Source organism: Hymenobacter sp. R533113 (genome assembly GCF_056835965.1).
Window position 1 is genome coordinate 1,860,811 of sequence record NZ_JAKWBD010000013.1, and the last position, 25,422, is coordinate 1,886,232.

The following is a 25,422-nucleotide window of genomic DNA, read 5'->3' on the forward strand; positions in this document are numbered from 1 at the left end:
AGTTTTACGTCTTCAATAATGAGGTGATCGTCAGTCCCAAAGCTAAAAGAAACTGCTAGAAACTTCCGGTACTTAGTGAACGCCAGCACCTCGCAGCGCCGGTCGTTCAATAAGTAAAACCAAGAGGGATCAGGTAGTTCCAGAACCTCCTCTATTTCGTCCATCTGGATATTTAAGCTGTGGCACCAATTCCAATTTACTTTGCCAAAATCAACCTTGTAGCCTCCAAACATTCCTCTACGACCCGCAAGCCTCGCACCCTTCCGGATTATCCAGCGAGCAAGACATATCCGAAGCGTTCTGGGCGGCTACGTTCAGCGGCTCCAGGGTCTCGGCGGCTTGTTTCTGCACCGTGAACTTGATGGCGTCGGCGGCGGCTTTGGTGCGCAGGTAGTACATGCCGGTTTTGAGGCCCTTCTTCCAGCTGTGGAAGTGCATGCTGGTGAGCTTGCCAAAGTTCACGTTCATCACGTGCAGGTTCAGGCTCTGGCTCTGGCAAATAAATGCCCCCCGGTCGGCCGACATATCGATAATGCGGCGCTGGGAGATTTCCCACACCGTCTTATACAGGTCTTTGATGTGCTGCGGGATGCGAGCGATGTTCTGCACCGAGCCGTTGGCGGCAATGATTTCGTTCTTCATCTGCTCGTTCCAGATGCCGAGCTTGATGAGGTCCTTGAGCAGGTGCTTGTTCACCACCATAAACTCCCCGCTCAGCACGCGCCGCACGTAGATGTTGGAGGTGTAAGGCTCAAACGACTCATTGTTGCCCAGAATCTGGGCGGTGCTGGCCGTGGGCATAGGCGCCACCAGCAGGGAGTTGCGCATGCCGTGCTCTATTACCTGAGCGCGCAGCGCTTCCCAATCCCAGCGGCCCGAGTCGGGCGTCACGTCCCAGAGGTCGAACTGAAACTTGCCCTGGCTCATGGGCGAGCCGGCGAAAGTCTCGTAGGGGCCATTTTTCTTGGCCAAATCCATGGAAGCCGTGCAGGCCGCGAAGTAGATGGTCTCGAAGATGTCCTTGTTCAGGCCCGTGGCTTCGTCGCTCTCGAAAGGCATCCGCAGCGCAATAAACGTATCGGCCAGCCCTTGCACGCCCAGCCCGATGGGGCGGTGGCGGCGGTTGGAGCGCTCGGCCTCAGGCACGGGGTAATAGTTGATATCAATAACCTTGTTCAGGTTTTTGGTAGCGTGGTACGTGACATCGTACAGCTTCTGGTGGTCAAACACCAGCTGGCCCTTCTGCTCGCCTTCCTTCACGAAGCGCGGCAAGGCCAGCGAAGCCAAGTTGCAGACGGCAATTTCGTGCTCGTCGGTGTACTCCATAATCTCGGTGTTCTTGGTAACCAAGCCGTTCACCGTCCAGGAGTGCTCCTCCGAGTCCACGATGAGGCAGTAGGCGTCTTCGTTGGGCAGACGCTCCAAGCGCTCAAACGTGGCGTGCAGCTTTTGCTTGTAGCCGTCTTTAGTGAGGTTTTGTAAGTACGTCGCGTTGCCACGATATTCACCTAAACGCGTAGCCCGCTCCGCGATGCGGCAGCCTTTAATGGAGGTAAGCAGCAGGCGGTAGAGCGGCTGGCACTCCGCCATCGCGTAGCCACCGCGGCCATCAGGGAGCAAGCGCGACGACGCGTCCCGCATTTGCGTAAGTGAGGCTTTCACGCCAAAATTGGCCCACAACAGCTGCACTTCTTCCAACAATGACTTCTTGACCGAAGCCAGTGAGCAGGTCGTGATTTCGCCGGCCTGCACGGTGCCGTCGGCCATATACAAACCTTCCAGGTAGCGGGAAACCGTCTTTTTGCTGCCTTTCCACACGAATTCCGGTACGCGCAGCTTGCTGGCGCGGGTAAAGCCCAGCGTCTCAAAAATGCGGAATAGAATGCTGGACGAGAGGCGGTATTTGGTGCTGTTATCCTGCGTGGCGCACAGCCGGAACTTCGGCCGCTGGGCGGGAGCGTAGGTAGCGGCGTGCTCGTGGCCAGTGAGGCGCGCGTAATCCAGGAGGCCATCGTATTTTTCAATCACGCGCTCTACGGCGGCTTCAATTTCCGAGCGTAGCCCTAGCGCGTTATCCCAAATATCAATGAAGACGTTCTTGTTGCCGAAGGTGCCGTCGCCGGCGATGAGGCCGGCCAGGAAGGCTTCGTCCTCAAACTTGCCCTGGCCCCACAAGCCTTCGATCTGCTGAATGCTGAGCTTGTCGCCTGCTTGCAGTTCCTGGGCTTCGCGCCAGCCCACGTTTTCCACCCATACTTTATGGTCGGGGGTTACTTTGTGGGTGTAGCCTTCCTGCGTGATGATGTTAACCATCTCGGCATTAGGCCGGGGCAGGTACATCTCCGAGGCGGTTTCGATGCGCTCCCGACCCACGACCAGACTCTCGGTGCCGTCGGCATACAGCTCGCCGATGGTAAGCATTCCTTTATTGGTCGGTACACGCTGGTCGGCGGCAATGCAACACAGGTTCGACGACTTGATGGTGCCCAGGTTCTGCTGGTTCGACTTGCGGTTGGCCGCGTCCTTGAACAGCATGTAGGGCGTGCCGGTCTCGGTCTGGCTTTCCAGAATGGCAAACCACAGCTCCTGCGCCTTGATGGTCTTGCGGCCGCGGCCTTCCTTCTCGTACTTGCGGTACAGGCGCTCGAAGTCCTCACCCCAGGCGTCGCCCAGGCCGGGGCACTCGTTGGGGCACATTAGGGTCCAGTCGCCGTTGTCCTCCACGCGCTTCATGAACAAGTCGGGCGTCCAGAGGGCGTAGAACAGGTCACGGGCGCGGTTTTCTTCCTTGCCGTGGTTTTTCTTCAAATCCAGGAAGTCGAAGATATCAGCATGCCAAGGCTCGATGTAGATGGCGAAGGCGCCTTTGCGCTTTCCTCCCCCTGGTCCACGTAGCGGGCCGTGTCGTTGAATACCTTCAACATCGGGATGATGCCGTTGGAAGTGCCGTTGGTGCCCTTGATGTAGGAGCCCGTGGCCCGCACGTTATGAATGCTCAGGCCAATACCGCCCGCCGACTGCGAAATCTGGGCGCAGTTCTTCAGCGTGTCGTAAATGCCCGAGATGCTGTCGTCCTTCATGGTGAGCAGAAAGCAGTTTTCGACCATTACGCCTTCCACGCAGTAGGAATGGTCGTCGGCTACTCCCAGCGTGTACACGAATTCGGGCTGGTCGCTACGTTTGACTTTCTCGCTGATGCGCAGAAACTTCTGTCCGTTTATCTCCTTTATGTGCGATGAATGCGACTCCTTCTCCCGCATCCGCTCCAGGCGATTGTCCGTGTACTGCTTGTACACGTTGGTCAGCAGCACCGACTGCTTGGGCAGCGAAATCCGGGCAGTGCGGGCCGTGGCTCCCTGTTTGATGGCTTGCGCCTCAGAATAGGAAACCTCCATGCCCACGTTGCGGCACAAGGCAAAGATTTCCTTTACCAAACCTACATTCGACATCGTAATGCGCACGTCGCCGCATGGGGTTACGCACCCGTCGGAGGTGGTCAGGCCCTCCATAAACGCCTGCACCATTGGCGCGTCCCAGCGGTACATGAGTGGGGAAAGCTTCTTGCCATCGAACCGCTTACCAAACTGCTGGTCAAACAGCTGACCTACTACGTGGGAGCTTACGCTGATGCTGACCGTGTTGGTGCTGGTCGGGGCGCTGACGGCTGCCTTCACCCCAAAAACCTCTTCACAGAGCGCCGTGATCCGGCCGATCAGCTCGTAAGCTTCGTGGTGGGCCGTGAAGCCAATGCCGCGCACGAACTGGTGGGTTTTCTGGGCGTTGCGCCCCAGCATGACGTGGCCATCGCCCAGCCAGACGCCTAGTAAAAAGGCAAAGTCCTTGTTCACGCGCACCCGCCGCTTCACGGGGCTGTGCTTGCGCGAAACCCGCACCGCCGTATCCGTGGCGTTGAGCTGGTGGCCCCGCTCCCACACGGACCGTGGATACAGCCAGTCCTCATCCTGCTCTATTTCCAGCTCAATGCCGCCGTAGCCGGTAGGCAGGCTGTCGGCCAAATCCAGCTCCTCGGGCACGTAGGCCTCGGTTTTGTTGGGAATAGCCACGTAGTCGCCTTCGCGCAGGGCTTCCGTAGCGTTCCACTGCGGCTGCTCGCCCCAGCCCAACTGCTCCTTCGTAACCGACCAGAAGCGGTGGTTACCCGTAACCGAAAGCGCGGGCGAGCCGAAAGCGCGGAGCTTGTAAAGCTGTCGGCCGTTGAGCGGATTTTTATGTAGCTGTACTACGGGCTTCACGTTGCCACGGTGGGTTACAACCAAATCGCCAATTTCAACTTCCTCAATATCCTTCACCCCCGCGTTCACGGTAAAGACTTTGGTGCCGGCCGCGAAGCACGACGACAACTGCGGCTTGGGCGAGCCGGCGTTGAACAGGGTAGGCGTGGCGTGGGTAAACCACCGCTCGCTCATCAGCTCGTAGGTCTCAATGGCCGAGTCGATGTCGTCCTTGTGAATGCCGATGGCCACGCGCATGAGCATATGCTGGGGCCGCTCCACCACTTTGCCATCTACGCGCAGCAGGTAGCTGCGCTCCAAGGTCTTAAACCCGAAGTAGTCGTAGCTGTAGTCGCGGTCATACAGAATGGCCGAGTCGAGGGTAGCCGCGTGCTTGTGGATAACTTCCCACACGTCTTTGGCAATAAGCGAGGCGTTTTCGCCCGTCTTGGGGTCCTCGTAGGTGTACAGCCGCTTCATGGTGCTGCTGAACGACTTACTCGTGACCTTGTGCAGGTTGCTCACCGCGATGCGGGCCGCCAGAATGGCGTAGTCCGGGTGCTTGGTAGTGAGTGAGGCGGCGGTTTCGGCCGCCAGGTTGTCTAGCTCAATGGTCGTCACGCCGTCGTAGATGCCATCGATGACCTTTTTAGCCACCTCAATGGGCGAGACATACACCATGTTGAGCCCGTAGCAGAGCTTCTCGATGCGCGCCGTGACTTTGTCAAATTTCACGGATTCGCGCCGGCCGTCGCGTTTAATTACCAGCATAAGCGTGGGTGTTTTGGTAGTTGGATATGAGTTTGCCGGCTCAGCCAAGAGCAGGCAGTTGGGTCAGGAAAGGGAGGTAAGCAGCCGTAGGATGCGGCTAATCGTTGCGGAAGATATTTCTATCTATTGGGTAGGACAAGACTTATCAACAGAAGTTATCCACATAGTCCTAAAATATGGCGCTGGGGGGCAAATTTGATGGGTGGCGCTAGGGGATTGGTGCTAAATTTTGCTGGGCAAATTGGGTTGTACTGTTAGGGGAAATTTGGTAGAGATATTCAACGATTGGCCTCACCCCCGGCCCCTCTCCCAGGGGAGAGGGGGGACTAGCTCTAAACACTATATTTCTAGAAAGCACCACTAATCTAGAAATACTAAAAACTAGTCCCTCCTTTCCCCTGGGAGAGGGGGCTAGGGGTGAGGCCAATCGTTGAGCAACAAAAAAGCCCCCCAGCCAACACTGGAGGGCTTTCTTATTAAGAATCAACAACTTAAAAATCCTCGTCCAGCGAGAAAGCATTCTCGGTACGCTCGCTCATCACGCCGGCTTTCTGGTACTCAGCCACGCGCTTCTCGAAGAAGTTGGTTTTGCCCTGTAGCGAGATCATCTCCATGAAATCAAAGGGGTTGGAGGCGTTGTAGATCTTGCTGTAGCCCAGCGACTCAAGTAGGCGGTCGGCCACGAACTCGATGTACTGCGCCATGTTTTTGGCGTTCATCCCGATCAGGTTCACGGGCAGTGCATCCGTCACAAACTCCTGCTCGATCTGCACCGCGTCGCGGATGATGCTGTGCACGCGCTCCTCGGAAAGCTTGTTCTGGAGGTAGCCGTAAAGTAAGCAGGCGAAGTCGCAGTGCAGGCCTTCGTCTCTGGAAATCAGCTCGTTGGAGAAGGTGAGGCCGGGCATCAGACCGCGCTTTTTGAGCCAGAAGATAGAGCAGAAGGAGCCGGAGAAGAAAATGCCCTCCACGGCCGCGAAGGCGATGATGCGCTCGGCGAAGTCTTCAGAGTTGATCCATTTCAGGGCCCACTCGCCTTTTTTCTTCACGCACGGCACGGTTTCGAGGGCGTTGAAGAGGCGGTCTTTCTCCTTGGGGTCTTTGATGTAAGTGTCGATCAGCAGCGAATAGGTCTCGCTGTGGATGTTTTCCATCATAATCTGGAAGCCGTAGAAGCAGCGTGCTTCGGGCATCTGCACCTCCTGCATGAAGTTCACGGCCAGGTTCTCGTTCACGATGCCATCGGAGGCGGCGAAGAAAGCCAGCACATGGGAAATGAAGTGCTTCTCGTTGTCGTTGAGGTTTTCCCAGTCTTTCTGGTCCTGGGAGAGGTCGATTTCCTCGGCGGTCCAGAAGGAGGCCTCCGCCTTCTTGTAGAATTGCCAGACGTCGTCGTTCTGGATGGGGAAAAGCACGAAGCGGTTGGGGTTTTCGACGAGCAGAGGTTCCATAGCAGATAGCGTATTGAAGGTGAAACGCGACCAGAAATATGATCGGCTTGTGGTTTGCCAACCTAGCGGCAAACAGAAATGTTTGGGCCGGCTTTAGATAAAATTTGACCGGTTATGGGATCAAATATAAACCCGGCAGCCGGCAAAATGCCCCCCGAAAATCATTTTCTTCGGTTAAATTTTCTTCGGGCTTACGGATCAACTATTGGAAAGAAATTTGTGGCAGCGGCCTAAATTGCCCCCAAAACGCCCGAATTTTGAATACTTATCAACATTCGGCCTGTGGACAATCCAACTTATCCACAAAAAGTGTATTCGCGTGCCCGGTGCGCGCTTCTGTAAGTCTCCCGATAAGCTTGGCAGAAATTCGTTTCGAACAGCCGACCAAATGAAGACTAAAGAGTTAGGTTTGGTTTTGAATCTTAAACCTGTTACTTTTGCCTTCCCATTTTTAAAACACGCGAGACGCCGATGTACGCAATCGTCAACATAGCTGGCAAGCAGACCAAGGTCGAAGCCGAGAAATTTGTTTATACCCACAAACTAGCCGGCAACGTCGGAGACGTAGTTGAGCTGGGCAACGTGCTCCTGACCGACAATAACGGTTCGCTCACTATCGGCGCTCCGTTCCTGGACGTGAAAGTGAAGGGTACCATCTTGGCCCAAGTAAAAGGTGACAAAGTATTGGTGTTCAAGAAGAAGCGTCGTAAGGGCTATAAGAAGCTCAACGGCCACCGTCAGGACTACACCAAAGTAATGGTCAACAGCATCGGGTAATTGAATTGACTGATTGGTTGCTGGGTGGGAATACTATTCAACTCGGAATTGCCATCAGACAAGACAACACCCATAACGCACAACACATACAACAATGGCACATAAGAAAGGCGTCGGCTCATCTAACAACGGCCGCGAATCGCATTCTAAGCGCTTGGGCGTGAAGATCTTCGGCGGTCAAGGCATTATTGCTGGCAACATCATCGTTCGTCAGCGTGGCACCAAGCATCACCCCGGCCAGAACGTGGGTATCGGCAAGGACCACACCCTGTTCGCTATGGTCGACGGCACCGTGCAGTTCCGCAAGGGCCGCATGGATCGTTCGTTCGTATCGGTAGTGCCCATTGTCAGCGACGCCGAACTGACCGAAGCAACTGCTGCTTAGTCTGAATCACTAGTTGGTTGCTCTCCACAGATTTCGTGGAGAAGATGAGACAATCAAAAAGCCCCCCAGATTTGCCTGGGGGGCTTTTTTGCGTTCTTGTTGTTGAGTTGGGAATAAAATTAGCTCAACCGGTACAGTACTGGCTTGCTTGGGCTGGCATCCAGCTCCAGACTGGTGATCTGTAGATTAAGCAGATATAAGCCGTCTTTCAACTCATCGGGCACGAAAATTAGCTCGGTAATAGTACTGCTGCGCCGGGTATGATGCGGGTATTGCCAAAAGGCATGATGAGCAAGCAGCTGGCCGCCGTCTTCCTCCCGGTCTACGCTGGGAAGATCAAGCAGAAGGTGCTCGATGTGGTGTTCGGCCAGATACTGGGCCAGCGCCGGCTCTATATAAGTAGGATTAGTGCCGGAATACTGGCGCGTACGCTTGGCCTTATGATTGGGCAGCGTCCGCAGAATAATAGCTTCCGGCAACACCTCAGAGTCCGGAAAAACGCCCCCCAGCGCCGACTGCGCATCTGCTAGCATGATTACCTGGTTACCATTCGCGTGCTGGCGTGGCTCGACGGAAATAAGTTGTGCCACGAATAAAAAGCGGCGCAGGCAGCGGTTGATAGTCGCCTCCGGATCAGTGGAAATGTGTCCGTAGCACTCCGTATGCGTACCGTTGCCGTGGGGTGTAAGGTGCACTCTCTTATAATTGGTGCTACCACCCTCGGCCACGCTCCCCACAAAATCACCCACCCGAATCGTGTCAAACTGCACTGACTCAGCCCAAAAGCAATTCACTTGATTCGGGCCGGGTGCCAGCGTCAGCGAAATATCCAAAGGTGCGCTGGGATCAAAGGAGAAGGTATGGCCCTGGTAGGGGTAGGTGGCGAGCATCAAGTAAATATAAAGTGGTGTAGCTGTAGGGGCGGCTTGCAGCCGCCCGTTTTCACGGTTGCAGGCGACTACAAAAAAATGATTCGTACCAAGCTAGTGCCACTAATTCGGACATGGATGGGACGTTCCTACGGGCGGCTGCAAGCCGCCCATACATTACTCGTAGCCTGTTGTTGGCGCAGCAAGTCATTCAGAATATGGCTGATTTGCTCAGCGTGTGTGAGAACCATAAAGTGGGTGCCGCCGGGAATAAGATAGTCGATGGGTGCAGAAGAAGGCGGAAAAACCCGGTCGCGGGAGCCCAGAATCTGCACGCAGCTACCGACGCCGGTGCTGTCCCAATGCAGCAGGCGCTTGATAGCCCAACTGGTATAAGCCGAGTCCATATCGCGCAGAATAGCCTTGAATACCTGGTATTCCAGGTTGTCATCAATACCAAAATACCAGCGCCCCGCCCACGGAAAAAGCTTGAATAAGGGCGGCGGCACCAATTTGTACACCCGCGTAGCCCGAATAAGGCGGAGCAGGGAAGGCAAGCGGTCAGCATTTGGAATGCTGGACACCAGCACAGCACAGGCGCGAGGCCGAATGCGGCAGATTTCTAAGGCTACTGTTCCTCCAAATGATACCCCGACTATAAAGCAAGCCTGATCTTTCGGAATTGTCGCCGCCATGCGCCGCGTATAGTCCGGCAATGGCTCATCGCCAATCGGCTTCAGCCATTCCAGCACCTGAGATGGTTCGCGCAGTAAGGGCCGTAGCTTACGAAAAACACGCTCATCAGCTCCAAGACCAGGAATCAGGTAGAACATGGAGTGTTTAGAAAGGTAAAAGGGCGTTTAAACTAGTACTGAACAACTACTTAAAACCAGAACGTCATGCTGACGAAGGAAGCATCTCGTGTGCTGATGTTGCCATGCTAATCAACAAAGCGAGCGAGATGCTTCCTTCGTCAGCATGACGTTCTTTTGTTGTATTTGTCTCGCCTAAGAAAAAAGAGGTTCTTCAACTCTATAACCGACAATACCAACACCTACGGTTCCAGCCGCAGATACACACCTTCCAGGTAAAAGATGTTGTGGGGGGCAATTTCTGCGTCATCGTCCTCGCTTTCGTCTTCCTCTGCGCCCTCTTCCTCCTCGCCTTCATCATCGTCATCTACCAATGTAGCCGGATAAGTACAGGCCAGCTTCATAGCCACGTTTAGGAGAGGTACGGGGGGCTTTTCTTCGGTGGTGTACTCCAGCAGGCAGGGCCACTCCGTGACGGTGGCCAAGGCGTCGGCAACTTCCTCCTGTAAGGCCTCCGCCCGCTCGCCCGCCAGTCGTAGTAATAAATCCAGCGCCGGGAATTGCAGGCCTAAGTGAAAGAAATGCAGATTGTTATCAAAATAAGTAGTCGCCCAGACGGTCACGTCGTCGGTGGTGTCAAAGACGATGGCGGTGATTTGAACGTGCTCGACAAAAAAGTCGGCGTCGTCAGCGAGGGCATCAATCAGGCGTTCCATAGGCACAGATTACGCTGATTTTGTCGATTTAGCCAAGGTCCTGAAATAATTCCAGGGTGATGTGGTCGGCAAGCAGTTTACCCTGATCTGTCAGCACCAAAACTTCATTGTGAAGGGTGGCCCAGTTGTTTTGCTGCAAACCATGCAAGTAATCAGCACGTTGAGTGCGCAAATCGACGCCAAATTCCTGCCGTAGTAGGGCTAAATCGCAACCGCGAGCGGTGCGTAAGCTCGTCATTAAGTATTCGTTGGCGCGGTCGGTAGGAGAAAGTAATTCGCGTGTCGTTGGCACTTCGTCCTGCTCTAACAGACTGGTTACGTAGCGCGTATTGTTCGCTACGGCGAACTCCCGGCTTGCTCCGTTGAAGGAATGGGCGCTCGGCCCCAACCCCAGGTAAGGCACGCCACGCCAGTAGTTCGAGTTGTGGCGCGACTCCCGGCCGGGGCGGCAGAAGTTGGAAATCTCGTACTGCTGATAGCCGTGAGCGGCTATTTCTGCCAGGAGCAATTCAAACTGCCGGGCCACGAAGTCGTCGGGCGGCGGGGTAAACTGCCCTTTGCGCAGGCGCCGCCCAAACACCGTATCGGGCTCAATAGTAAGCGCATAACAGGATAAATGGGGGACTTGCAGCGCGAACGCCGCCGCCATATCCTGCTCCCAAATGCCGTGATCCGGGGCGGGCACGCCGTAAATTAAATCTACCGAGATATTCTCAAAGCCCGCGTCCTGGGCCAGCCGCACGCACCTTGCTGAATCGGTAGCGGAGTGGGCCCGATTCATAAGCCGCAAATGAGGTTCGTGGAAACTTTGCAACCCGATGCTCAGGCGGTTAATGGGCGAAGCGGCCAAATCACGTAGCTTGTCGGCGGTAAGGTCGTCGGGGTTGGCTTCGAGGGTGATTTCGGCCTGGGGGGCAATTTTAAAGTGCTGGTGAATGGCCGCAAATAAAGTATCCAGCTCGGGCCCCGTTAGCAGCGACGGAGTGCCACCGCCGAAGTAAATAGTGTCGAGCGTGGCCTGAGGCCCGAGGTATTCATGGCGCAGCTCCAGCTCCCGCACCAGTGCTTCTACCAGCCTGCCTTTCAGCGCCATAGAGGTGCTGAAATGAAAGTCGCAGTAGTGGCAGGCTTGTTTGCAAAAGGGGATGTGGAGGTAAAGACCAGGCATTCGGAAGAGGAAGGGGAGCGTACCGGATAACAGCCCGAACTGTGTAATTAGTTTAGCTCAGTTCTTTCTGATTAATCGGCAAGCTACCTAAACCCGGATTCCTCCTCGCTTATTTACGCTCCAATACCTCATCAATCAGGCCGTATTCTTTGGCTTCATCGGCCCGCAACCAGTAGTCGCGGTCCGAGTCGTCGTGGATTTGCTGGTAGGTTTTGCCAGTGCGTTCGGCATAAATAGCGTAGAGCTCCTGGCGCAGCTTCACCACTTCGCGGGCCGTAATTTCAATGTCGGCCGAAGGGCCTTGCACGCCACTTGAGGGCTGGTGAATCATGACGCGGGCGTGGGGCAGGGCCGAGCGTTTGCCCAGCGCGCCGCCCGCCAGCAAAAAAGCCCCCATCGAGGCCGCCAACCCCGTGCAGATAGTAGCCACGTCGGGGCCCACATACTGCATAGTGTCGTAGATACCGAACCCGGCGTATACCGAGCCACCGGGCGAGTTAACGTAAAGCAGAATGTCCTTCTTGGCATCCGCGGACTCCAGAAAGAGCAACTGAGCCGTGATGATGTTGGCAATCTGGTCATCCACCGCGGTGCCCAGAAACACGATGCGGTCCATGATCAGGCGGGAGAATACGTCAATTTCGGCGAATCGCGTAGGGCGCTCCTCAATCACCGAGCGGGTCATGTTCGTAATAAAGTGGCTGGTCTGACCTTCTATATGGTGCAGGTACTGATCAACGCCCAGGCCGCTCAGGCCCTGGCCTTTGACGGCAAACTTGCGGAATTCTTGTTTCGTCAACATAAGTACAAAGGCTAAATAGTAGGCACACAAATCTTCCGCGCACAGGCTACCTTGTGCGATAAGAAGTGAGGAGCGGAATGAAAATTGGCTCAGCCAGAAGCACGGCCACGTAGGCGGCGCATCAGAAAAGAGCATAAACTGGCCGCGGCCGTCTGAATCCAGCTACCACGGCGCGGGCCATACAGGCGCTGGTGAAGTAGGGCCAGCTCGCGGCGCAATTGCTTTTGACCAGCCAAGAAAATTCCTTGGTAGAGCAGGCGCTGCGCGTCCATGTCAGCACGCAAATCGGTGTCAAGTAGCAGCTGCACCTCCCAACTAGCTTGGTCAAGCGGCGGCGAAACAGCCAAAAGCTGCTGCTCAATCTGTTGCAGTCGCTCTAACTCTGGTCGCATAGTGTTAGTAGGCTAATAGTTCTGCCCGCAGGGCTCGCACTGATTTACGCAGCCGCTCCAGACACTTAAACTTTTGCACCGTTGCCGAGCGCACACTCCGGTAGTGATGCGTGGCCGCAATCTGCTCCAAAGGCTGCTGGAAATAGTAAAAGGAAAGCAGAATGCTCTTACACTTCTCGCCCAGCTGCTCCACATACGCCAGCACCGAAAACGCCTCTTCCGACTCGGGCGTGACCAGCGCCGTATCATCGGCCGCCTGCATGTCCTCCGGCCACTCCATAGCAGGCTGCCGGTGGCGGCGGCTTAGCTCTTGCCGCCACAGGTTCCGACTAATACTCACCAGATACGTGCTGGCCGAAGCCGTCAGAACCAACGTGCCGCCCACGGCCTTTTCGTAAAACACAACCAGCGCATCATGAAATACATCCTGGGCATCCTGCTCCGTGCCGCCTAGCTGCTTCACTTGCCGCCGCACCATCGGAAAAGTGTGCCGGTAAAGCTGGGTAAGCGTGGCTTCACGATCATGCTGCAATGCCTGCCGAAGCGCGGCTGTTGGCATTGTCTGGGATGGAGGCTGTGGTTTCATGGGAGCGAGCAGTCTGGTGGTTAATCCTTTTTCATCGCAAGTATCACCCTCCGTTAAGAAAGAAAGTGAAGCTCAGGTTCTTATAATGGTTTCTTGCTAACACAAAACCAGCAGTAGCTAAAGGCCGCACTTTCAGGTGCTAGGTTGCTTTTAGGGAAGCTCCTGAAATTAAGTGCTACCGGTCCCCGTTCTTTGCCCCAATGGTTGCCCGCGCCCTCTTTCGCTGTGTGTTAAGTCTGCTGCTGGTCGGCTGGTTGGGCGCGGTACAGGCGCAGATAACGCCCACCCCAGCCGCGCCCGGCCAGCCTGCCTTGCAGACGCCGCCGCTGCCCCCGGCCCGCTCCGATACCAGCGCCGCGCGGCTGCGCAAACCATTTCGGGGGGCAAAATTCATCCAGCTCAGCACAGAGGAGGCCGACCAGTCCACGCTGAGACGCTACCGATTTCGCCCCAGCGCCCCCGACTCGCTCGCCGCCCTGCGCACCATCCGCGACCTGGTACTGGCCCTGCAAACGGACGCTTACCTCACTGCCTCGGCCGACACCATGCGCTGGAGTCGCGACACGGTGCAGGTGCGCCTGCATATAGGCGAACAGTTCCGCTGGGCACGGCTACGCAATGGCAACCTCGGCGACGGTCTGCTCACCAAGGCTGGCTACCGGGAAAAGTTCTTTCGCGACCAGCCCTTTCGTCCCCAGGAGTGGGCCCAGCTCCAGCAGCGCGTACTGGCTGAGGCTGAAAATCAGGGTTACCCTTTGCCACCGTGCGTCTCGATTCCGTGGCTCTCACCGGCTCCGATATTGAAGGCCGCGTGGTGCTCGACCGCGGCCCTGTCATCGTATTCGACTCCTTGCAAGTGCTGGGAAATACGAAAACCCGAACGCAATTCCTGCTCCGCTACTTACAGATTTTTCCTAACCAACCCTACAGCCAGCAGCGCGTAGAAGCTGCCGCCCGCTTGCTGCGCCAACTTCCGTACCTGCAGGTAAAAGCCGAGCCCGAAGTACGTTTCGCGCAAGGCAAAGCGCGGGTGTACTTGCTCCTCGACGACCGTCCCGCCAACCAGTTCGACGCCATTGTAGGCGTGCTGCCCAACCCAAACCCCGGACCGGGTCAGAACAAAGTGCAGCTCACCGGCGACGTGACTATTAACCTGCGCAACATTCGTGGTGGGGGCAAGCAGCTTGGCTTGCAATGGCGCAAAGTAGACGCCGCCTCCCAGCTTCTGGACGCCCAATATGTGCATCCCAATTTCTTTGGCTCACCCCTGGAGCTGGGGGGCAATTTTAACCTCTACCGCCAGTCCGACGCCTTTCTGACCTTGCGGCCTCGCCTGCAGGTTACGTATCCTACGGCGCGGGCCGGGCGCATCAGCTTCTTCACCGAGTTTCGCAGCTCGCGTCTGCTCTCCGATTCCACGTTCCGGGAGTTCACCGCTTTACCCGAAAACATCGATTCTGAGTACACCTCCTACGGCCTCGATTATTCAAAAAATACGCTTGATGACCTGTATTTTCCGCGTCGGGGGGCTTTTTTAGCGGTCTGGCCGCCGTCGGCAATAAGCGCATCAGCAAAAACACCGACCTCAACGACTCGCTTTATACCCGCTTGCCCCTGCGCTCCACCCAGGTTACCCTGGGCGGCCGCGCCGAGTACTATTACCCAATTGGCCGCAACGGTGTGCTGCTGGGCCGGGTGCGGGGCGAATCGTTGCTCAACGACCGGCTGTTTCTCAACGACTTGTTTCGCTTAGGTGGCCTGGCTACCCTGCGCGGCTTCAGCGAATTTGCTTTTTACGCCAGCTCTTACGCCGTTGGCACCCTGGAGTACCGCCAGTTCACCGGCCCCGATTCCTTCGTATTTCTCTTCGTAGATCAGGCTTATTTGCACCGTAAGCTAAATCAAGCTACCAACGAAGACGTTCCCACGGGGGTAGGGGCAGGCATCAGCTTTCGTACTGGGGCCGGCCTTTTTCAACTGGTTTATTCTCTTGGGCGTTCGGAGCAGCTAAATCAAAAATTGGCGCTCAATGCCTCCAAAATTCACTTCGGTATCACCAGCCGCTTTTAGAATCAGGCTATCAATCATGACTTTGCGAGAGAATAAAACGGCTGATTATCAGTATAGAAGGCTAGAAAAACAACTTTTTACAACTCTACACCATCTAATTCCGAAAAAGCCTCTTACATTTGCAGAACCAAACAGTGCGGGGTGGAGCAGTTGGTAGCTCGTTGGGCTCATAACCCAAAGGTCACAGGTTCGAGTCCTGTCCCCGCTACCTTAGAAGAGGCCCTTTCCTGATAGGAAAGGGCCTCTTGTTTTTTCGAGGGTACACACCCGTTTTCTGTGTGCTATAAGCCGCTAATGTGTAGCGTAATCTTCACCGGCGTACGATTTCACCAAGCCGAAATTCCGTTGAATAACTAGGCTATCAGGCTATCCGCACTAAGTGAACGGTTATTGACTGGTACACGAATTTCACGGTGTAAATCACTTCTGATTCTTTACCTATCAAGTCAGAACGGGGCTGCTCAACGGCTCCTACCCCCTTAAGGCCTGGGTATTGAGCGGTGGGAAACGTGTCAACTCTACGCCAAGAGCCGCGACGAGGCAGAGAGGAACGTGGTCATGCTCGTTACCGCCACCTGGACCCAGGTTAAAATTTCCAACATTCAAGTCACCAACGGGCGGTGCGGATGCTTCCGCAGGCCGCGCCTAAGCGAAGAAGCAAACGCACTTCACTCTGCGCGTGCTCCGGCATTACGCGAAGTACGCTGCTGACCGCCTTTCAGGCGCATACTCGTGGGCCTCTAAGTGCACCAGTACTTGATCAATTGTCAATTCCCCGTGCACGAAAGCCTCAAGCAGTTCGTGCTGGTAAGGTCCTGGCGTGAGAAAGGAGCATGAAGGGAAGCAGAGCGCTAACGAGATTGCCAAGCGATGCGCTTGGCGGGGGCTTAAGGGTGAGGTGACACGCATGATCAATTCGTATAATTACGGACTGCAAAGATCGACAATACGTATTTTTCGCACAAGCTGAACCAAGCCGCAATTTATACGGGTAGACGCATGCCATCGCTGCCGATGGAACCGCCCCCTTGCAATAGTAGCGTATACATAAGCGAAGGAGGAAAGTCGACCATAAAGGCCGGGGTGGAAAAAATATTAAGTACTACTGCCACGAGTAAATCACAGTGGGTACTTCTACTTATCCCAAGACAATACCGGGCCAAAGTCATCTACATGAGGAGTTTGCTCTCAAATCCACGGGTTTAGGCACCTTGGTCAGCCGGACCCGACAGGTAGCTTAAGCCATTAGGTGCGATGGGCACCATACTCCAAAAGATAGCTATGTTGCGTGCGGCCCCCACCCAGCGGAGCATTTTGCTTGTCAAATGAGCTGGGAGGAATACGGAGAGTAAGAGCCCAAGTAAATCACGGGCATAAATGATCTTCAGTGCCTAGGCAGTACTGTTACTTCCACTGTGCAACCAGCAATTAGGAGTAGCTCGAAGCAGCCTCCGGTTTGACTTTTATTAAGACCAACTCACGTCCCTTAATCATCCGAAGATAATCCAAGGTTATCTTTTATATTCCTGCGTTTTGAGAATTCCTATTGAAAGTGTTTTCGGTAACGTTTGCGATATTTTTATTTGAAAATTAAGCTTATTTGCCAACGTCTATAAGAAAGGCAATCGAGACTTGTAGTGTATATTCGGATACCGAAGCGCGAAAAACCTGATAGCAAATACCTGCTAGCTGAACAGGATAGATAGTTGTTGAGGTCCTTGTAAATTGAACTTTATCGCGTATAAGAGTTGCGCTTCCTGCGCCAGAATACCCCACTTTTTAACCTCATTCCACCCATGAAATACCTGCTCGGCTATGATATTGGTAGTTCCTCCATCAAAGTAGCCTTAGTCAGCGTGGATACTGGTAAGTGCGTGGCCAGCGTCACGTCGCCGAAGAAGGAAATGGAAATCACTGCGGAGGCGGTAGGCTGGGCTGAGCAGCGGCCGGAGCGGTGGTGGCAGGAGGTAGTGAATGCTACCCAGGAGCTGAAAAGCGAGTACGGCTTCAATGCGTCGCTAGTGGCGGGCATCGGCATCACCTACCAGATGCACGGCCTCGTGCTGCTTGATAAGGCCGGCAAAGTGTTGCGCCCCGCCATTATATGGTGCGATAGTCGCGCCGTAGATTTTGGCAATCAGGCGTTTGCGGAGCTAGGAGAGGAGTATTGCCTCCAGAACTTCCTCAATTCGCCCGGCAACTTCACGGCCTCTAAGCTCAAGTGGGTGAAGGAAAATGAGCCTGCTATCTACGAGCAGATCTATAAAATTCAGCTGCCCGGCGACTACATCGCCTACCAGCTCACGGGCCAGATGCAGACGACTGTTTCTGGTTTATCAGAAGGCGTTTTCTGGAATTTCCGGGAGCAGGCCATTGCCCAAGACTTGCTTGATTATTACGGCATCAGCCGCGACCTGCTTCCCGAAGTGGTCGATACTTTTGCCCCCCAGGGCCAACTCACGCCTGAAGCCGCGCTGGAACTGGGTTTGCACGCGGGCACGCCCATCAGCTACCGCGCCGGCGACCAACCCAACAATGCCTTCTCACTCAACGTATTGCAGCCCGGCGAAATAGCTGCTACGGCCGGCACCTCAGGCGTCGTGTACGGCATCACCGACGCGCCCGCCTCCGATCCGCATTCGCGCGTCAATGCCTTCGCCCACGTAAATAGCACGCCCGAGCAGCCGCGCAACGGCGTGCTGATGTGCATGAACGGCACCGGCATTCTGAACAGCTGGCTGCGCAAAGTAGTAGGCGAAATTCCTTACGACCAAATGAACCAACTGGCCGCGCAAGCGCCAATTGGGTCGGAGGGCCTGCTGTTTTTGCCCTTCGGCAACGGCGCGGAGCGCATTCTCGAAAACCGCTCTACCGATGCTGAGCTGCGCGGCTTGAGCTTCAATATCCACTCGCAGGCCCATGTGTTGCGGGCGGCCCAGGAGGGAATTGTCTTTGCCTTGAACTACGGCATGGACACCATGCGGAGTATGGGCGTACAAGTACAAAAGGTGCGTGCCGGCAACGCCAACATGTTTCTGAGCCCGGTGTTCCGCGAGGCTTTCGTGAATACCGGTAACGTGACGCTGGAGCTTTATAACACTGACGCCGCCCAGGGCGCTGCCCGCGGGGCCGGCATCGGGGTAGGAGTGTATGCCAGCCCAGCCGAGGCCTTCGGGGGCCTAGAACGTATTCTGACGCTGGAGCCCACGCCGGAGCTGCAAAAACAATATCAATCGGCCTATGCCCGCTGGCATCAGGCTCTTACTCAACAGTTTCTTTCACACACAACTACCCAGACAAATGTCGTCCAACACACTTTCTAAGACGGAATTTTTCAAAGGCATTGACACTATTCGCTTCGAAGGACGCGAGTCGGACAATCCGCTGGCCTTCAAATGGTACGACGAGAACCGCGTGGTGGGGGGCAAAACGATGAAGGAGCATCTGCGCTTCGCTGTTTCGTACTGGCACACCTTCACCGGCACGGGCGGCGACCCATTCGGGCCCGGTACCAAGCAGTTTGCCTGGGACCGGCACCACGAAATCATTGGCCGGGCCAGGGATAAAATGGATGCGGCCTTTGAGTTTTTTACCAAGCTTGGCACACCTTACTACTGCTTCCACGACATCGACCTGGTAGACGAAGGTGAATCTCTGCAAGAGTATGAGCGCAACCTGCAAGCCATTGTTGACTACGCCAAAGCGCATCAGGAGGCCAGCGGCGTAAAGCTGCTCTGGGGCACGGCCAACGTGTTTTCCAACCCGCGCTACATGAACGGCGCCAGCACCAACCCCGACTTTGCTGTGGTGGCGCACGCGGCTACGCAGGTGAAAAACTCCATCGACGCGACCATCGCGCTGGGTGGGGAAGGCTACACGTTCTGGGGTGGCCGCGAGGGCTACATGACCCTGCTGAACACCAATATGAAGCGGGAGCTCGAACACATGGGCCGCTTCCTGGGCATGGCTCGCGACTACGCTCGCAAGCAGGGCTTCAAAGGCAAGTTCTTCATCGAGCCCAAGCCCGCCGAGCCTACCAAGCATCAGTATGACTTCGACGCGGCCACGGTTATCGGCTTCCTGAAAGAATACGGCCTGGACCAAGATTTCATGCTGAATCTGGAAGTAAACCACGCCACGCTGGCCGGCCACACCTTCCAGCACGAGCTGCAAGTAGCCGCCGACGCCAGCATGCTTGGCAGCATGGACGCCAACCGCGGCGACAACCAGAATGGCTGGGACACCGACCAGTTTCCCAACAACATCAACGAGCTGACCGAGTGCATGCTCATCATTCTGGAGCACGGCGGCATTACGCCCGGCGGCATCAACTTCGACGCTAAAACGCGCCGCAACTCCACCGACCTGGAGGACATTTTCGTGGCCCACATCAGCGGCATGGATACGTTTGCCCGCGCTCTGGTAACGGCCAACGATATTCTGGAAAAGTCGCCCTACCGTAAGTTCCGTACCGAGCGTTACGCCTCATTTGACGGCGGCGACGGCGCTGCCTTCGAGCAAGGCCAGCTCACGCTGGAAGACCTGCGCCGCATCGCGCACGCCTCGGGTGAACCTGCTATGCGCAGTGGTAAGCAGGAGTGGCTGGAAAGTATTATCAACCAATACATCTAAACTGAGTAAAACCAAGCTGGCTGGCTGCTTAGGATGCAATCCGGGCGGCTGGGGGGCTTTTTATTCTAATTGTAGCGCCGTATGGTTGAGAAGCAGGTATTCGTAGAAGAACAAAGTGTAAGCACTATCCGACTGCTGTCGGCAGATATGGTGCAGCGGGCTAATTCCGGGCATCCGGGCTTGCCGCTGGGGGCCGCGCCTATGGCATACGTGCTGTGGTCGCGGTTCTTGCGTTTCAACCCCCAGGACCCCGCCTGGCCCGACCGCGACCGGTTTGTGTTGTCGGCGGGACACGGCTCGGCCCTGCTCTATAGCCTGCTGCACCTATACGGCTACGATCTGCCGCTCGAGGAGCTTAAGAACTTCCGGCAGCTGCACTCCAAAACCCCCGGTCACCCGGAGTCCAACATCACGGCGGGCGTGGAAGTAACTACGGGCCCGCTGGGCCAGGGCTTCGCCAATGGCGTGGGCATGGCCATGGCGGAAGCGCATTTGGCCGCGCTGTACAACAAGCCCGGCCACGAGGTAGTGAATCACTACACCTACTCCATTGTGAGCGACGGCGACCTGATGGAAGGCATTGCGGCCGAAGCTGCTTCGCTGGCCGGCCATCTGAAGCTGGGCAAGCTCATCTACCTCTACGATGACAACGACATCAGCCTCGACGGGCCCACCAATCTGTCCTACACGGAAGACCCATTGATGCGTTTTGAGGCCTACGGCTGGCACACCCAGCGCGTGATGGACGGCAACGATCTGGACGGAATTGAGCAGGCCATCCGCGCGGCGCAAGCCGAAACGAACATGCCTTCGCTCATTTCCATCAAGACCATTATTGGTTTTGGGAGTCCGCAGGAAGGCACCAGCAAAGTGCACGGCAGCCCGTTGGGCGACGAGAATCTGCGCAAAGTCAAGGAGTTTTTTGGCTGGAATCCCGACGATTCGTTCATCGTACCCGCCGAGGTGCGTGAGCATCTGGCTGAGCCCGGCCAGCGCGGCGCTCAGCTGCAGCAGGAGTGGCAGCAAAAGTTTGAAACCTACCAGCAGCAGTTCAAGCCCGAAAGCGAGCTGTTCCTGACTTCCTACGCGAGTGAGCTGCCCGCTGGTTGGGACGCGGAGCTGCCAGTCTTTACGCCCGCCGACGGCGCTTTTGCTACCCGCCAGGCCTCGGGCAAGGCGCTCGGGGTGTTGAAGAAAACGATTCCCTTCCTGTTTGGCGGCTCTGCCGACTTGGCCAGCTCCAATGAAATGCCCCCCGGCGGCGACCTGAGCTTCCAGCCGGGCAGCTACGAGAAGAGCAACATCTGGTTTGGGGTGCGCGAGCACGCCATGGGCGGCGCCCTCAACGGCATGTCGCGCCACGGAGGCGTGCGCGTGTATGGCGGCACTTTCCTCACCTTCTCCGACTACATGCGGGGGGCAATTCGCCTCACCGCCCTAGCCGAATCGGCCGTGACGTTTGTCTTCACCCACGACAGCATCGGGCTGGGCGAGGACGGACCCACGCACCAGCCGGTTGAGCAAGTGGCCGCGCTGCGCACCATTCCCAACATCATCGTGCTGCGCCCCGCCGATGCCAACGAAACCGTAGAATCGTGGCGCGTGGCTATGACCAAGCCGGCCTCGCCCGTGGTGCTGATTTTGTCGCGCCAGAAGCTGCCCACCCTAGACCAGGAGAAGTACGGCTCGGCGCGCGAAGGCGTGGCCAAAGGCGCCTACATTTTGAGCGAAGCCGACGGCGGCAAGCCCCAGCTAATTTTGGTTGCAACCGGCTCGGAAGTGTCATTAGCTATGCAGGCGCAGCAGGAGCTGCACAAGCAGGGCGTAGCGGCGCGAGTGGTGAGCATGCCGAGCTGGGAACTGTTTGAGCTGCAGGACAAGGCCTATCAGCAGCAAGTTTTGCCCCCCACCGTGCGCAAGCGCGTCACTATTGAAGCCGGTTCGCCCATTGGGTGGCACAAGTACGCGACCGACGAAGGCACCGTCATCAGCATGAACCGCTTCGGCGAGTCGGGCCCTGGCGAGGAAGTGATGGCCTTTTTTGGCTTCACGGTAGAAAATGTGGTGGAGAAGGCCAAAGCCTTATTAGTAGATAAGCCCGCCGAAACTGAGCCCAAAGAAATTCTTTCGTAAATCTCAATGACTACGCTGCACCTGACCCAAGCTGGCGAAGGTCTTTGTAGAAACCGACGGCTATGTATCAATGACGGCTGAACACTGCAGCCAGGCCGCGAACGGCAGCAGCGTAAAATGGCAAACCGTTTTTTCAGATTTGGGCCGCACGCTTTCGGGTGTAACGGCTTTCCCCAGAACTATTCGGAGCCAGACGCCTAGCGCGGCAACAGTCCATAGCTGGAGTATCGAATGCAGCCGATGGGCAGCGGCCCGGTAACGGTGCAGGCATAGCTGGTCCCACGCGTTGGATTTCACGACTGCCATAGGCTTGCGCTATGCCGCCCCTTCGATGATGAAGTGCCCCAACTCGTTACCTGCATACCGGCCTGAACCGTCTTTGGCGCGTTGCTGGAAAAGCTGATTTTAAGAAGCTTAGCTCTGCAAGGATGCCTGTCCAAAGTGGGCAGGCTTCTTTTCTGGTGCACGAAGCGAGGAATTTGGCTGCACCATTAGCTCAACGGAAAACCTGGATAGACTTACTGATCGGGCAGACGGGCTCTGAGGCGTGGCTACGCGGTAACATGCCCTGAATTAGCGCTTGCCAGAGCAGGCTTTGAAGGAACAGGGCACGTTACCACAGTGCCAGTTACTCCCTTACAAGCAACGGGGGGTAGTTGCGTTTGCTGACCTATTGCTTCAGAAAGCAAACACAGTAGATTTGTTCATAATTCGATAGTGAGTTCCGGATAAATTCTATTCACAATCAGTAGTATAGCGTCGCGTTCCTCCATGTCTGGTGTTAAAGTATTCTTTCTATGTCTTGCCTGTCCGCTTTCCATCATGAGCAGCCAGGCGCAGAATCGCGCTGGCTCCAAACCTCCCGACACCTCGCAGCAGCAGCAGCTCACTGTCCGCGTCGCCCTTCCTTCCTCCGTGGGGCTTATCAGAGATTATGCTAGTATTCTTTTGTCGAAAGAGGATGACAAGGTAAAAAAGCTCACCACCCGGCGCCGGCCGCGCACCAGCAATCCAACAGTTGTTTTTACCGTTCCGCTTCCCAAAAACTGGTTAACCAAAAAGTTAGCGAAAGATGAGTAGCACTATTTCCCACTAAGCTGAACCGCTCCGACAAGCTGGCATGCAAATAGGTACTCAGTAGCTTAGCAAGCAATGATCCTCTTGCTTGCCAGTTTTCTTACTGTTTCAGAACAGGCTTCCTCTATGAAATTTGATGGCCAAATAATAATTAGCATTCTGCTGGCCCAGCTGCTGGTGGTGCGGCTCTTGCGTAGGTTTTTTGACTTGCCCAAGCGCCGGCCTCATTTGGATAAGCTGCTGACTTGGATTTGGGTGCCGGGGGTGGGGCTGGGTATTATTGACCTTCTTTTCAACTTTGGAAACGACCAGCTCGACGAAGTGTACATGCTCTTCGTCTTTGGGGTAGTCATACTGGTAGCGACATCGTTGCGAGACTACCGCCCGGCCCGGACACTGTTGCTGGCCGTAGTGCCGTATACCCTGTACTCCGCCATTGAGCTGTTGCTGGCGGTATCGGATTGGAAGCTGGCGGAGGACTATGAAAATGCCTTCGACGCCTCGCAGGGCTTTACGGTGATATGGATGATCACCTTTGTGCTGATTGCCCGCAATCAGAAAAAGCACCTGGAGAAAGAACGGCTGCTACGCGAGGAAGAAGAACAAGAAAAATACCGCATCGCGGCCCAGAACGCGGAGCTGGAGCGGTTGGTGGCCGAACGCACGGCCACGCTTACCAAGCAGACGGAGGAGTTGCGCCAGGCCCTGACCGAGCTGAAAACCACGCAAACCCAGCTTATTCAGGCCGAGAAGATGGCTTCATTGGGCGAGTTGACGGCTGGTATTGCCCACGAGATTCAAAACCCGCTGAACTTCGTGACCAACTTCTCGGATGTAAGCGCGGAGTTGATTACGGAGCTGGAGGAGGAAAAGCGCAAGCCTACCCGCAACGCCGACCTGGAAACCGAGCTGCTGATTGATCTGAAGCAGAACCTCCAGAAAATTACGCACCACGGCCAACGGGCAGCATCCATCGTGAAGGGCATGCTGGAGCACAGCCGGGCCAGCACGGGTGAGCTTCAGCCTACCGATATAAATACCCTGGCCGACGAATACCTGCGCCTGGCGTATCACGGCTTACGGGCTAAGGATAAAACCTTTAATGCCACTCTCTACACCAACCTGTATCCGGAGCTGGGGCTGGTGAATGCTATTTCGCAGGATATAGGTCGGGTAATGCTCAACCTCTTTACTAATGCCTTCTACGCAGTTCAGAAAAAGAAAGAATGCATGCCGGAAGGCTACGTGCCGACAGTGAGCGTAAGCACCCGCCGCACGGAGGCCAGCGACGTAGAAGTGCATGTGCGCGACAACGGCATGGGGATGCCGGCCAATGTGAAGGATAAGATTTTCCAGCCCTTCTTCACCACCAAGCCCACGGGTGAAGGCACGGGCCTGGGCCTGTCGCTGAGCTATGATATCATTACCAAAGGCCACAACGGTTCGCTCACGGTAGAAAGCCAGGAAGGCGAATACACCGAGTTTACCATTCGCATACCCGGCTGATAGAGCGCATCAGGTGCACTCTTCCTTTGTTAGCTTTTCATTCATCATGATGGCGGCCAGCGAACCTTCGGCGGCGGCCAGAATAGCCTGCTGCATCCCGGTCGTCGTGTCGCCGGCGGCATAGAGGCCTGGCACCGAGGTTTGCTGCCTTTTATCCGTCCACACGGCTCCTTTGCTGTTGAGGCGACACCCCAGCCGCTCGGCCAGATTGGTGCGCTGATGCTGGTGCGGGTGCACAAACAGCGCCTCCCGCACCAGCTTGTCGCCGGTTTTAAAAAGTACGTGGTGCAGACCTTCGCCCTCGGTGCCTTCCAGGCGTTCAATAGACTCTTCCCGCACAGCAATACCTTGCTTTTGCAGGCGCTGCCAGGCTTTTTCTGAAAGGCCCCCCGGACCATCGGTGCACACCACCACGTCCTTCGACCACCGGCTGACGAGCAGTGCGAGGCCCGTAACGCCTTTTCCCCGCCCGTAAACGGCTATGGCCCGGTCGCGTACTTCCCAGCCGTGGCAGTACGGGCAGTGCAGCACGCCACGTCCCCAGAACTCGCGCATGCCATCCAGAGGGGGCAATTCGTCCTCCACGCCCGTTGCCAGCAGTACTTTGCGCGCCGTTATGGTCCGGGTCCGGCTGGCTGCCGTATCAGCTACGATGGTAAAGCCTATATCGCTTACAGTCAAATCGGTAACACGCAGGGGGCACACTTCTACACTCGGATAAGCGGCCAGCTGCTCTAGACCTAGGCGCAGCAGCTCACTGGGTTGCACCCCGTCGCGGGTAAAGAAGCCCCACACCGCGGGCGAAGGATCATTGCGCGGTGCGCCCCCATCGCACACCAATACGCGGCGTAAGCAGCGGCCCAGCACCAGCGCCGCGCTGAGCCCGGCACTTCCGGCGCCTATTATAACAACATCGTAGTCGGCAGCAGGCCGAAGGCGGCGCGCGGCTTTGGGCAGAGGTACTGAGGCAGGCATAAGAGACGAAGGATTAAAAGCCCTATACCAAAAAAGCCCCCCAGCGGTTAGGCCGGGGGGCTTTTTTA

At 56.0% G+C, this 25,422-nt stretch carries 22 protein-coding genes and 1 tRNA gene; 12 read left to right on the forward strand and 11 right to left on the reverse strand.

Annotated features, from left to right (window positions below):
* Nucleotides 1-237: 237 nt before the first annotated feature.
* The 3 genes from MKZ35_RS17580 to MKZ35_RS17590 form a co-directional block, all read right to left on the reverse strand.
* Nucleotides 238-2,913 (reverse strand): ribonucleoside-diphosphate reductase subunit alpha, encoded by a 2,676-nt coding sequence (locus MKZ35_RS17580; protein WP_482514784.1) that lies wholly within the window; start codon nt 2,911-2,913, stop codon nt 238-240.
* Complete coding sequence (locus MKZ35_RS17585; RefSeq protein WP_482514492.1) at nt 2,805-5,003, reverse strand: ribonucleotide reductase N-terminal alpha domain-containing protein; 2,199 nt, start codon at nt 5,001-5,003, stop codon at nt 2,805-2,807. The genes MKZ35_RS17580 and MKZ35_RS17585 overlap by 109 nt, the downstream gene beginning before the upstream one ends.
* 491 nt (nt 5,004-5,494) lie before the next feature.
* Nucleotides 5,495-6,454 (reverse strand): ribonucleoside-diphosphate reductase small subunit, encoded by a 960-nt coding sequence (locus MKZ35_RS17590; RefSeq protein ID WP_482514493.1) that lies wholly within the window; start codon nt 6,452-6,454, stop codon nt 5,495-5,497.
* Nucleotides 6,455-6,925: 471 nt separating this feature from the next.
* Between MKZ35_RS17590 and rplU the strand changes: the two genes are divergently transcribed.
* Nucleotides 6,926-7,231, forward strand: coding sequence for a 50S ribosomal protein L21 (rplU, locus tag MKZ35_RS17595; protein WP_133274414.1), 306 nt, complete (start codon nt 6,926-6,928; stop codon nt 7,229-7,231).
* Between the two features lie 94 nt (nt 7,232-7,325).
* Nucleotides 7,326-7,616, forward strand: coding sequence for a 50S ribosomal protein L27 (rpmA, locus tag MKZ35_RS17600; RefSeq protein ID WP_482514494.1), 291 nt, complete (start codon nt 7,326-7,328; stop codon nt 7,614-7,616).
* 119 nt (nt 7,617-7,735) lie between these two features.
* On the opposite strand, the gene MKZ35_RS17605 is transcribed toward rpmA, so the two are convergent.
* From MKZ35_RS17605 to MKZ35_RS17635, 7 genes are all read right to left on the reverse strand, one after another.
* Nucleotides 7,736-8,506 carry a cyclase family protein gene (locus MKZ35_RS17605; protein ID WP_482514495.1) on the reverse strand — a complete coding sequence of 257 codons (771 nt, stop codon included), beginning with the start codon at nt 8,504-8,506 and terminating at the stop codon, nt 7,736-7,738.
* Between the two features lie 128 nt (nt 8,507-8,634).
* A complete protein-coding gene (locus MKZ35_RS17610) occupies nt 8,635-9,318 on the reverse strand; it encodes an alpha/beta fold hydrolase (protein ID WP_482514496.1) in 684 nt (227 codons plus the stop codon).
* 221 nt (nt 9,319-9,539) lie between these two features.
* Nucleotides 9,540-10,013: a hypothetical protein gene (locus MKZ35_RS17615; protein WP_482514497.1), complete on the reverse strand. Its 474-nt coding sequence runs from the start codon at nt 10,011-10,013 to the stop codon at nt 9,540-9,542.
* 28 nt (nt 10,014-10,041) lie between these two features.
* Nucleotides 10,042-11,181, reverse strand: a complete 1,140-nt coding sequence (gene hemW / locus MKZ35_RS17620; RefSeq protein WP_482514498.1) for a radical SAM family heme chaperone HemW — start codon at nt 11,179-11,181, stop codon at nt 10,042-10,044.
* A gap of 109 nt (nt 11,182-11,290) precedes the next feature.
* Complete coding sequence (locus MKZ35_RS17625; protein WP_482514499.1) at nt 11,291-11,983, reverse strand: ClpP family protease; 693 nt, start codon at nt 11,981-11,983, stop codon at nt 11,291-11,293.
* An 89-nt stretch (nt 11,984-12,072) separates the two neighbouring features.
* Nucleotides 12,073-12,375, reverse strand: a complete 303-nt coding sequence (locus MKZ35_RS17630; RefSeq protein ID WP_482514500.1) for a hypothetical protein — start codon at nt 12,373-12,375, stop codon at nt 12,073-12,075.
* A 4-nt stretch (nt 12,376-12,379) separates the two neighbouring features.
* Complete coding sequence (locus MKZ35_RS17635; protein ID WP_482514501.1) at nt 12,380-12,961, reverse strand: RNA polymerase sigma factor; 582 nt, start codon at nt 12,959-12,961, stop codon at nt 12,380-12,382.
* Between the two features lie 227 nt (nt 12,962-13,188).
* On the opposite strand from MKZ35_RS17635, the gene MKZ35_RS17640 reads away from it, so the two are divergent.
* From MKZ35_RS17640 to MKZ35_RS17685, 10 genes are all read left to right on the forward strand, one after another.
* Nucleotides 13,189-13,905: a hypothetical protein gene (locus MKZ35_RS17640; protein WP_482514502.1), complete on the forward strand. Its 717-nt coding sequence runs from the start codon at nt 13,189-13,191 to the stop codon at nt 13,903-13,905.
* Nucleotides 13,818-14,714 carry a BamA/TamA family outer membrane protein gene (locus MKZ35_RS17645; protein WP_482514785.1) on the forward strand — a complete coding sequence of 299 codons (897 nt, stop codon included), beginning with the start codon at nt 13,818-13,820 and terminating at the stop codon, nt 14,712-14,714. The genes MKZ35_RS17640 and MKZ35_RS17645 overlap by 88 nt, the downstream gene beginning before the upstream one ends.
* Complete coding sequence (locus MKZ35_RS17650) at nt 14,642-15,031, forward strand: BamA/TamA family outer membrane protein (protein WP_482514503.1); 390 nt, start codon at nt 14,642-14,644, stop codon at nt 15,029-15,031. The genes MKZ35_RS17645 and MKZ35_RS17650 overlap by 73 nt, the downstream gene beginning before the upstream one ends.
* A 135-nt stretch (nt 15,032-15,166) precedes the next feature.
* A tRNA-Met gene (locus tag MKZ35_RS17655) sits at nt 15,167-15,239 on the forward strand.
* 1,588 nt (nt 15,240-16,827) lie between these two features.
* Nucleotides 16,828-18,354 (forward strand): xylulokinase, encoded by a 1,527-nt coding sequence (locus MKZ35_RS17660; protein WP_482514504.1) that lies wholly within the window; start codon nt 16,828-16,830, stop codon nt 18,352-18,354.
* Nucleotides 18,332-19,663, forward strand: a complete 1,332-nt coding sequence (gene xylA / locus MKZ35_RS17665) for a xylose isomerase (protein WP_482514505.1) — start codon at nt 18,332-18,334, stop codon at nt 19,661-19,663. The genes MKZ35_RS17660 and xylA overlap by 23 nt, the downstream gene beginning before the upstream one ends.
* 81 nt (nt 19,664-19,744) lie before the next feature.
* On the forward strand, nt 19,745-21,796 hold the full coding sequence (gene tkt, locus MKZ35_RS17670; RefSeq protein WP_482514506.1) for a transketolase: 2,052 nt from the start codon (nt 19,745-19,747) through the stop codon (nt 21,794-21,796).
* A gap of 31 nt (nt 21,797-21,827) precedes the next feature.
* On the forward strand, nt 21,828-22,055 hold the full coding sequence (locus MKZ35_RS17675; protein ID WP_482514786.1) for a hypothetical protein: 228 nt from the start codon (nt 21,828-21,830) through the stop codon (nt 22,053-22,055).
* Between the two features lie 512 nt (nt 22,056-22,567).
* Nucleotides 22,568-22,876: a hypothetical protein gene (locus MKZ35_RS17680; RefSeq protein ID WP_482514507.1), complete on the forward strand. Its 309-nt coding sequence runs from the start codon at nt 22,568-22,570 to the stop codon at nt 22,874-22,876.
* A gap of 123 nt (nt 22,877-22,999) precedes the next feature.
* Entirely contained in the window at nt 23,000-24,379 is a 1,380-nt protein-coding gene (locus MKZ35_RS17685) for an ATP-binding protein (RefSeq protein ID WP_482514508.1), read from the forward strand.
* Nucleotides 24,380-24,388: 9 nt separating this feature from the next.
* Here MKZ35_RS17685 and MKZ35_RS17690 read toward each other — a convergent pair whose 3' ends face one another.
* Nucleotides 24,389-25,354, reverse strand: coding sequence for an NAD(P)/FAD-dependent oxidoreductase (locus tag MKZ35_RS17690; RefSeq protein ID WP_482514509.1), 966 nt, complete (start codon nt 25,352-25,354; stop codon nt 24,389-24,391).
* Nucleotides 25,355-25,422 lie beyond the last annotated feature (68 nt).

Excerpts from the sequence above, each read along its gene's own strand:
- MKZ35_RS17585 (WP_482514492.1), bottom strand. The coding sequence starts at position 5,003 with ATGCTGGTAATTAAACGCGACGGCCGGCGCGAATCCGTGAAATTTGAC.
- MKZ35_RS17590 (WP_482514493.1), bottom strand. The coding sequence starts at position 6,454 with ATGGAACCTCTGCTCGTCGAAAACCCCAACCGCTTCGTGCTTTTCCCC.
- rplU (WP_133274414.1), top strand. The coding sequence starts at position 6,926 with ATGTACGCAATCGTCAACATAGCTGGCAAGCAGACCAAGGTCGAAGCC.
- rpmA (WP_482514494.1), top strand. The coding sequence starts at position 7,326 with ATGGCACATAAGAAAGGCGTCGGCTCATCTAACAACGGCCGCGAATCG.
- MKZ35_RS17605 (WP_482514495.1), bottom strand. The coding sequence starts at position 8,506 with ATGCTCGCCACCTACCCCTACCAGGGCCATACCTTCTCCTTTGATCCC.
- MKZ35_RS17610 (WP_482514496.1), bottom strand. The coding sequence starts at position 9,318 with ATGTTCTACCTGATTCCTGGTCTTGGAGCTGATGAGCGTGTTTTTCGT.
- MKZ35_RS17615 (WP_482514497.1), bottom strand. The coding sequence starts at position 10,013 with ATGGAACGCCTGATTGATGCCCTCGCTGACGACGCCGACTTTTTTGTC.
- hemW (WP_482514498.1), bottom strand. The coding sequence starts at position 11,181 with ATGCCTGGTCTTTACCTCCACATCCCCTTTTGCAAACAAGCCTGCCAC.
- MKZ35_RS17625 (WP_482514499.1), bottom strand. The coding sequence starts at position 11,983 with ATGTTGACGAAACAAGAATTCCGCAAGTTTGCCGTCAAAGGCCAGGGC.
- MKZ35_RS17630 (WP_482514500.1), bottom strand. The coding sequence starts at position 12,375 with ATGCGACCAGAGTTAGAGCGACTGCAACAGATTGAGCAGCAGCTTTTG.
- MKZ35_RS17635 (WP_482514501.1), bottom strand. The coding sequence starts at position 12,961 with ATGAAACCACAGCCTCCATCCCAGACAATGCCAACAGCCGCGCTTCGG.
- MKZ35_RS17660 (WP_482514504.1), top strand. The coding sequence starts at position 16,828 with ATGAAATACCTGCTCGGCTATGATATTGGTAGTTCCTCCATCAAAGTA.
- xylA (WP_482514505.1), top strand. The coding sequence starts at position 18,332 with ATGTCGTCCAACACACTTTCTAAGACGGAATTTTTCAAAGGCATTGAC.
- tkt (WP_482514506.1), top strand. The coding sequence starts at position 19,745 with ATGGTTGAGAAGCAGGTATTCGTAGAAGAACAAAGTGTAAGCACTATC.
- MKZ35_RS17680 (WP_482514507.1), top strand. The coding sequence starts at position 22,568 with ATGTCTGGTGTTAAAGTATTCTTTCTATGTCTTGCCTGTCCGCTTTCC.
- MKZ35_RS17685 (WP_482514508.1), top strand. The coding sequence starts at position 23,000 with ATGAAATTTGATGGCCAAATAATAATTAGCATTCTGCTGGCCCAGCTG.
- MKZ35_RS17690 (WP_482514509.1), bottom strand. The coding sequence starts at position 25,354 with ATGCCTGCCTCAGTACCTCTGCCCAAAGCCGCGCGCCGCCTTCGGCCT.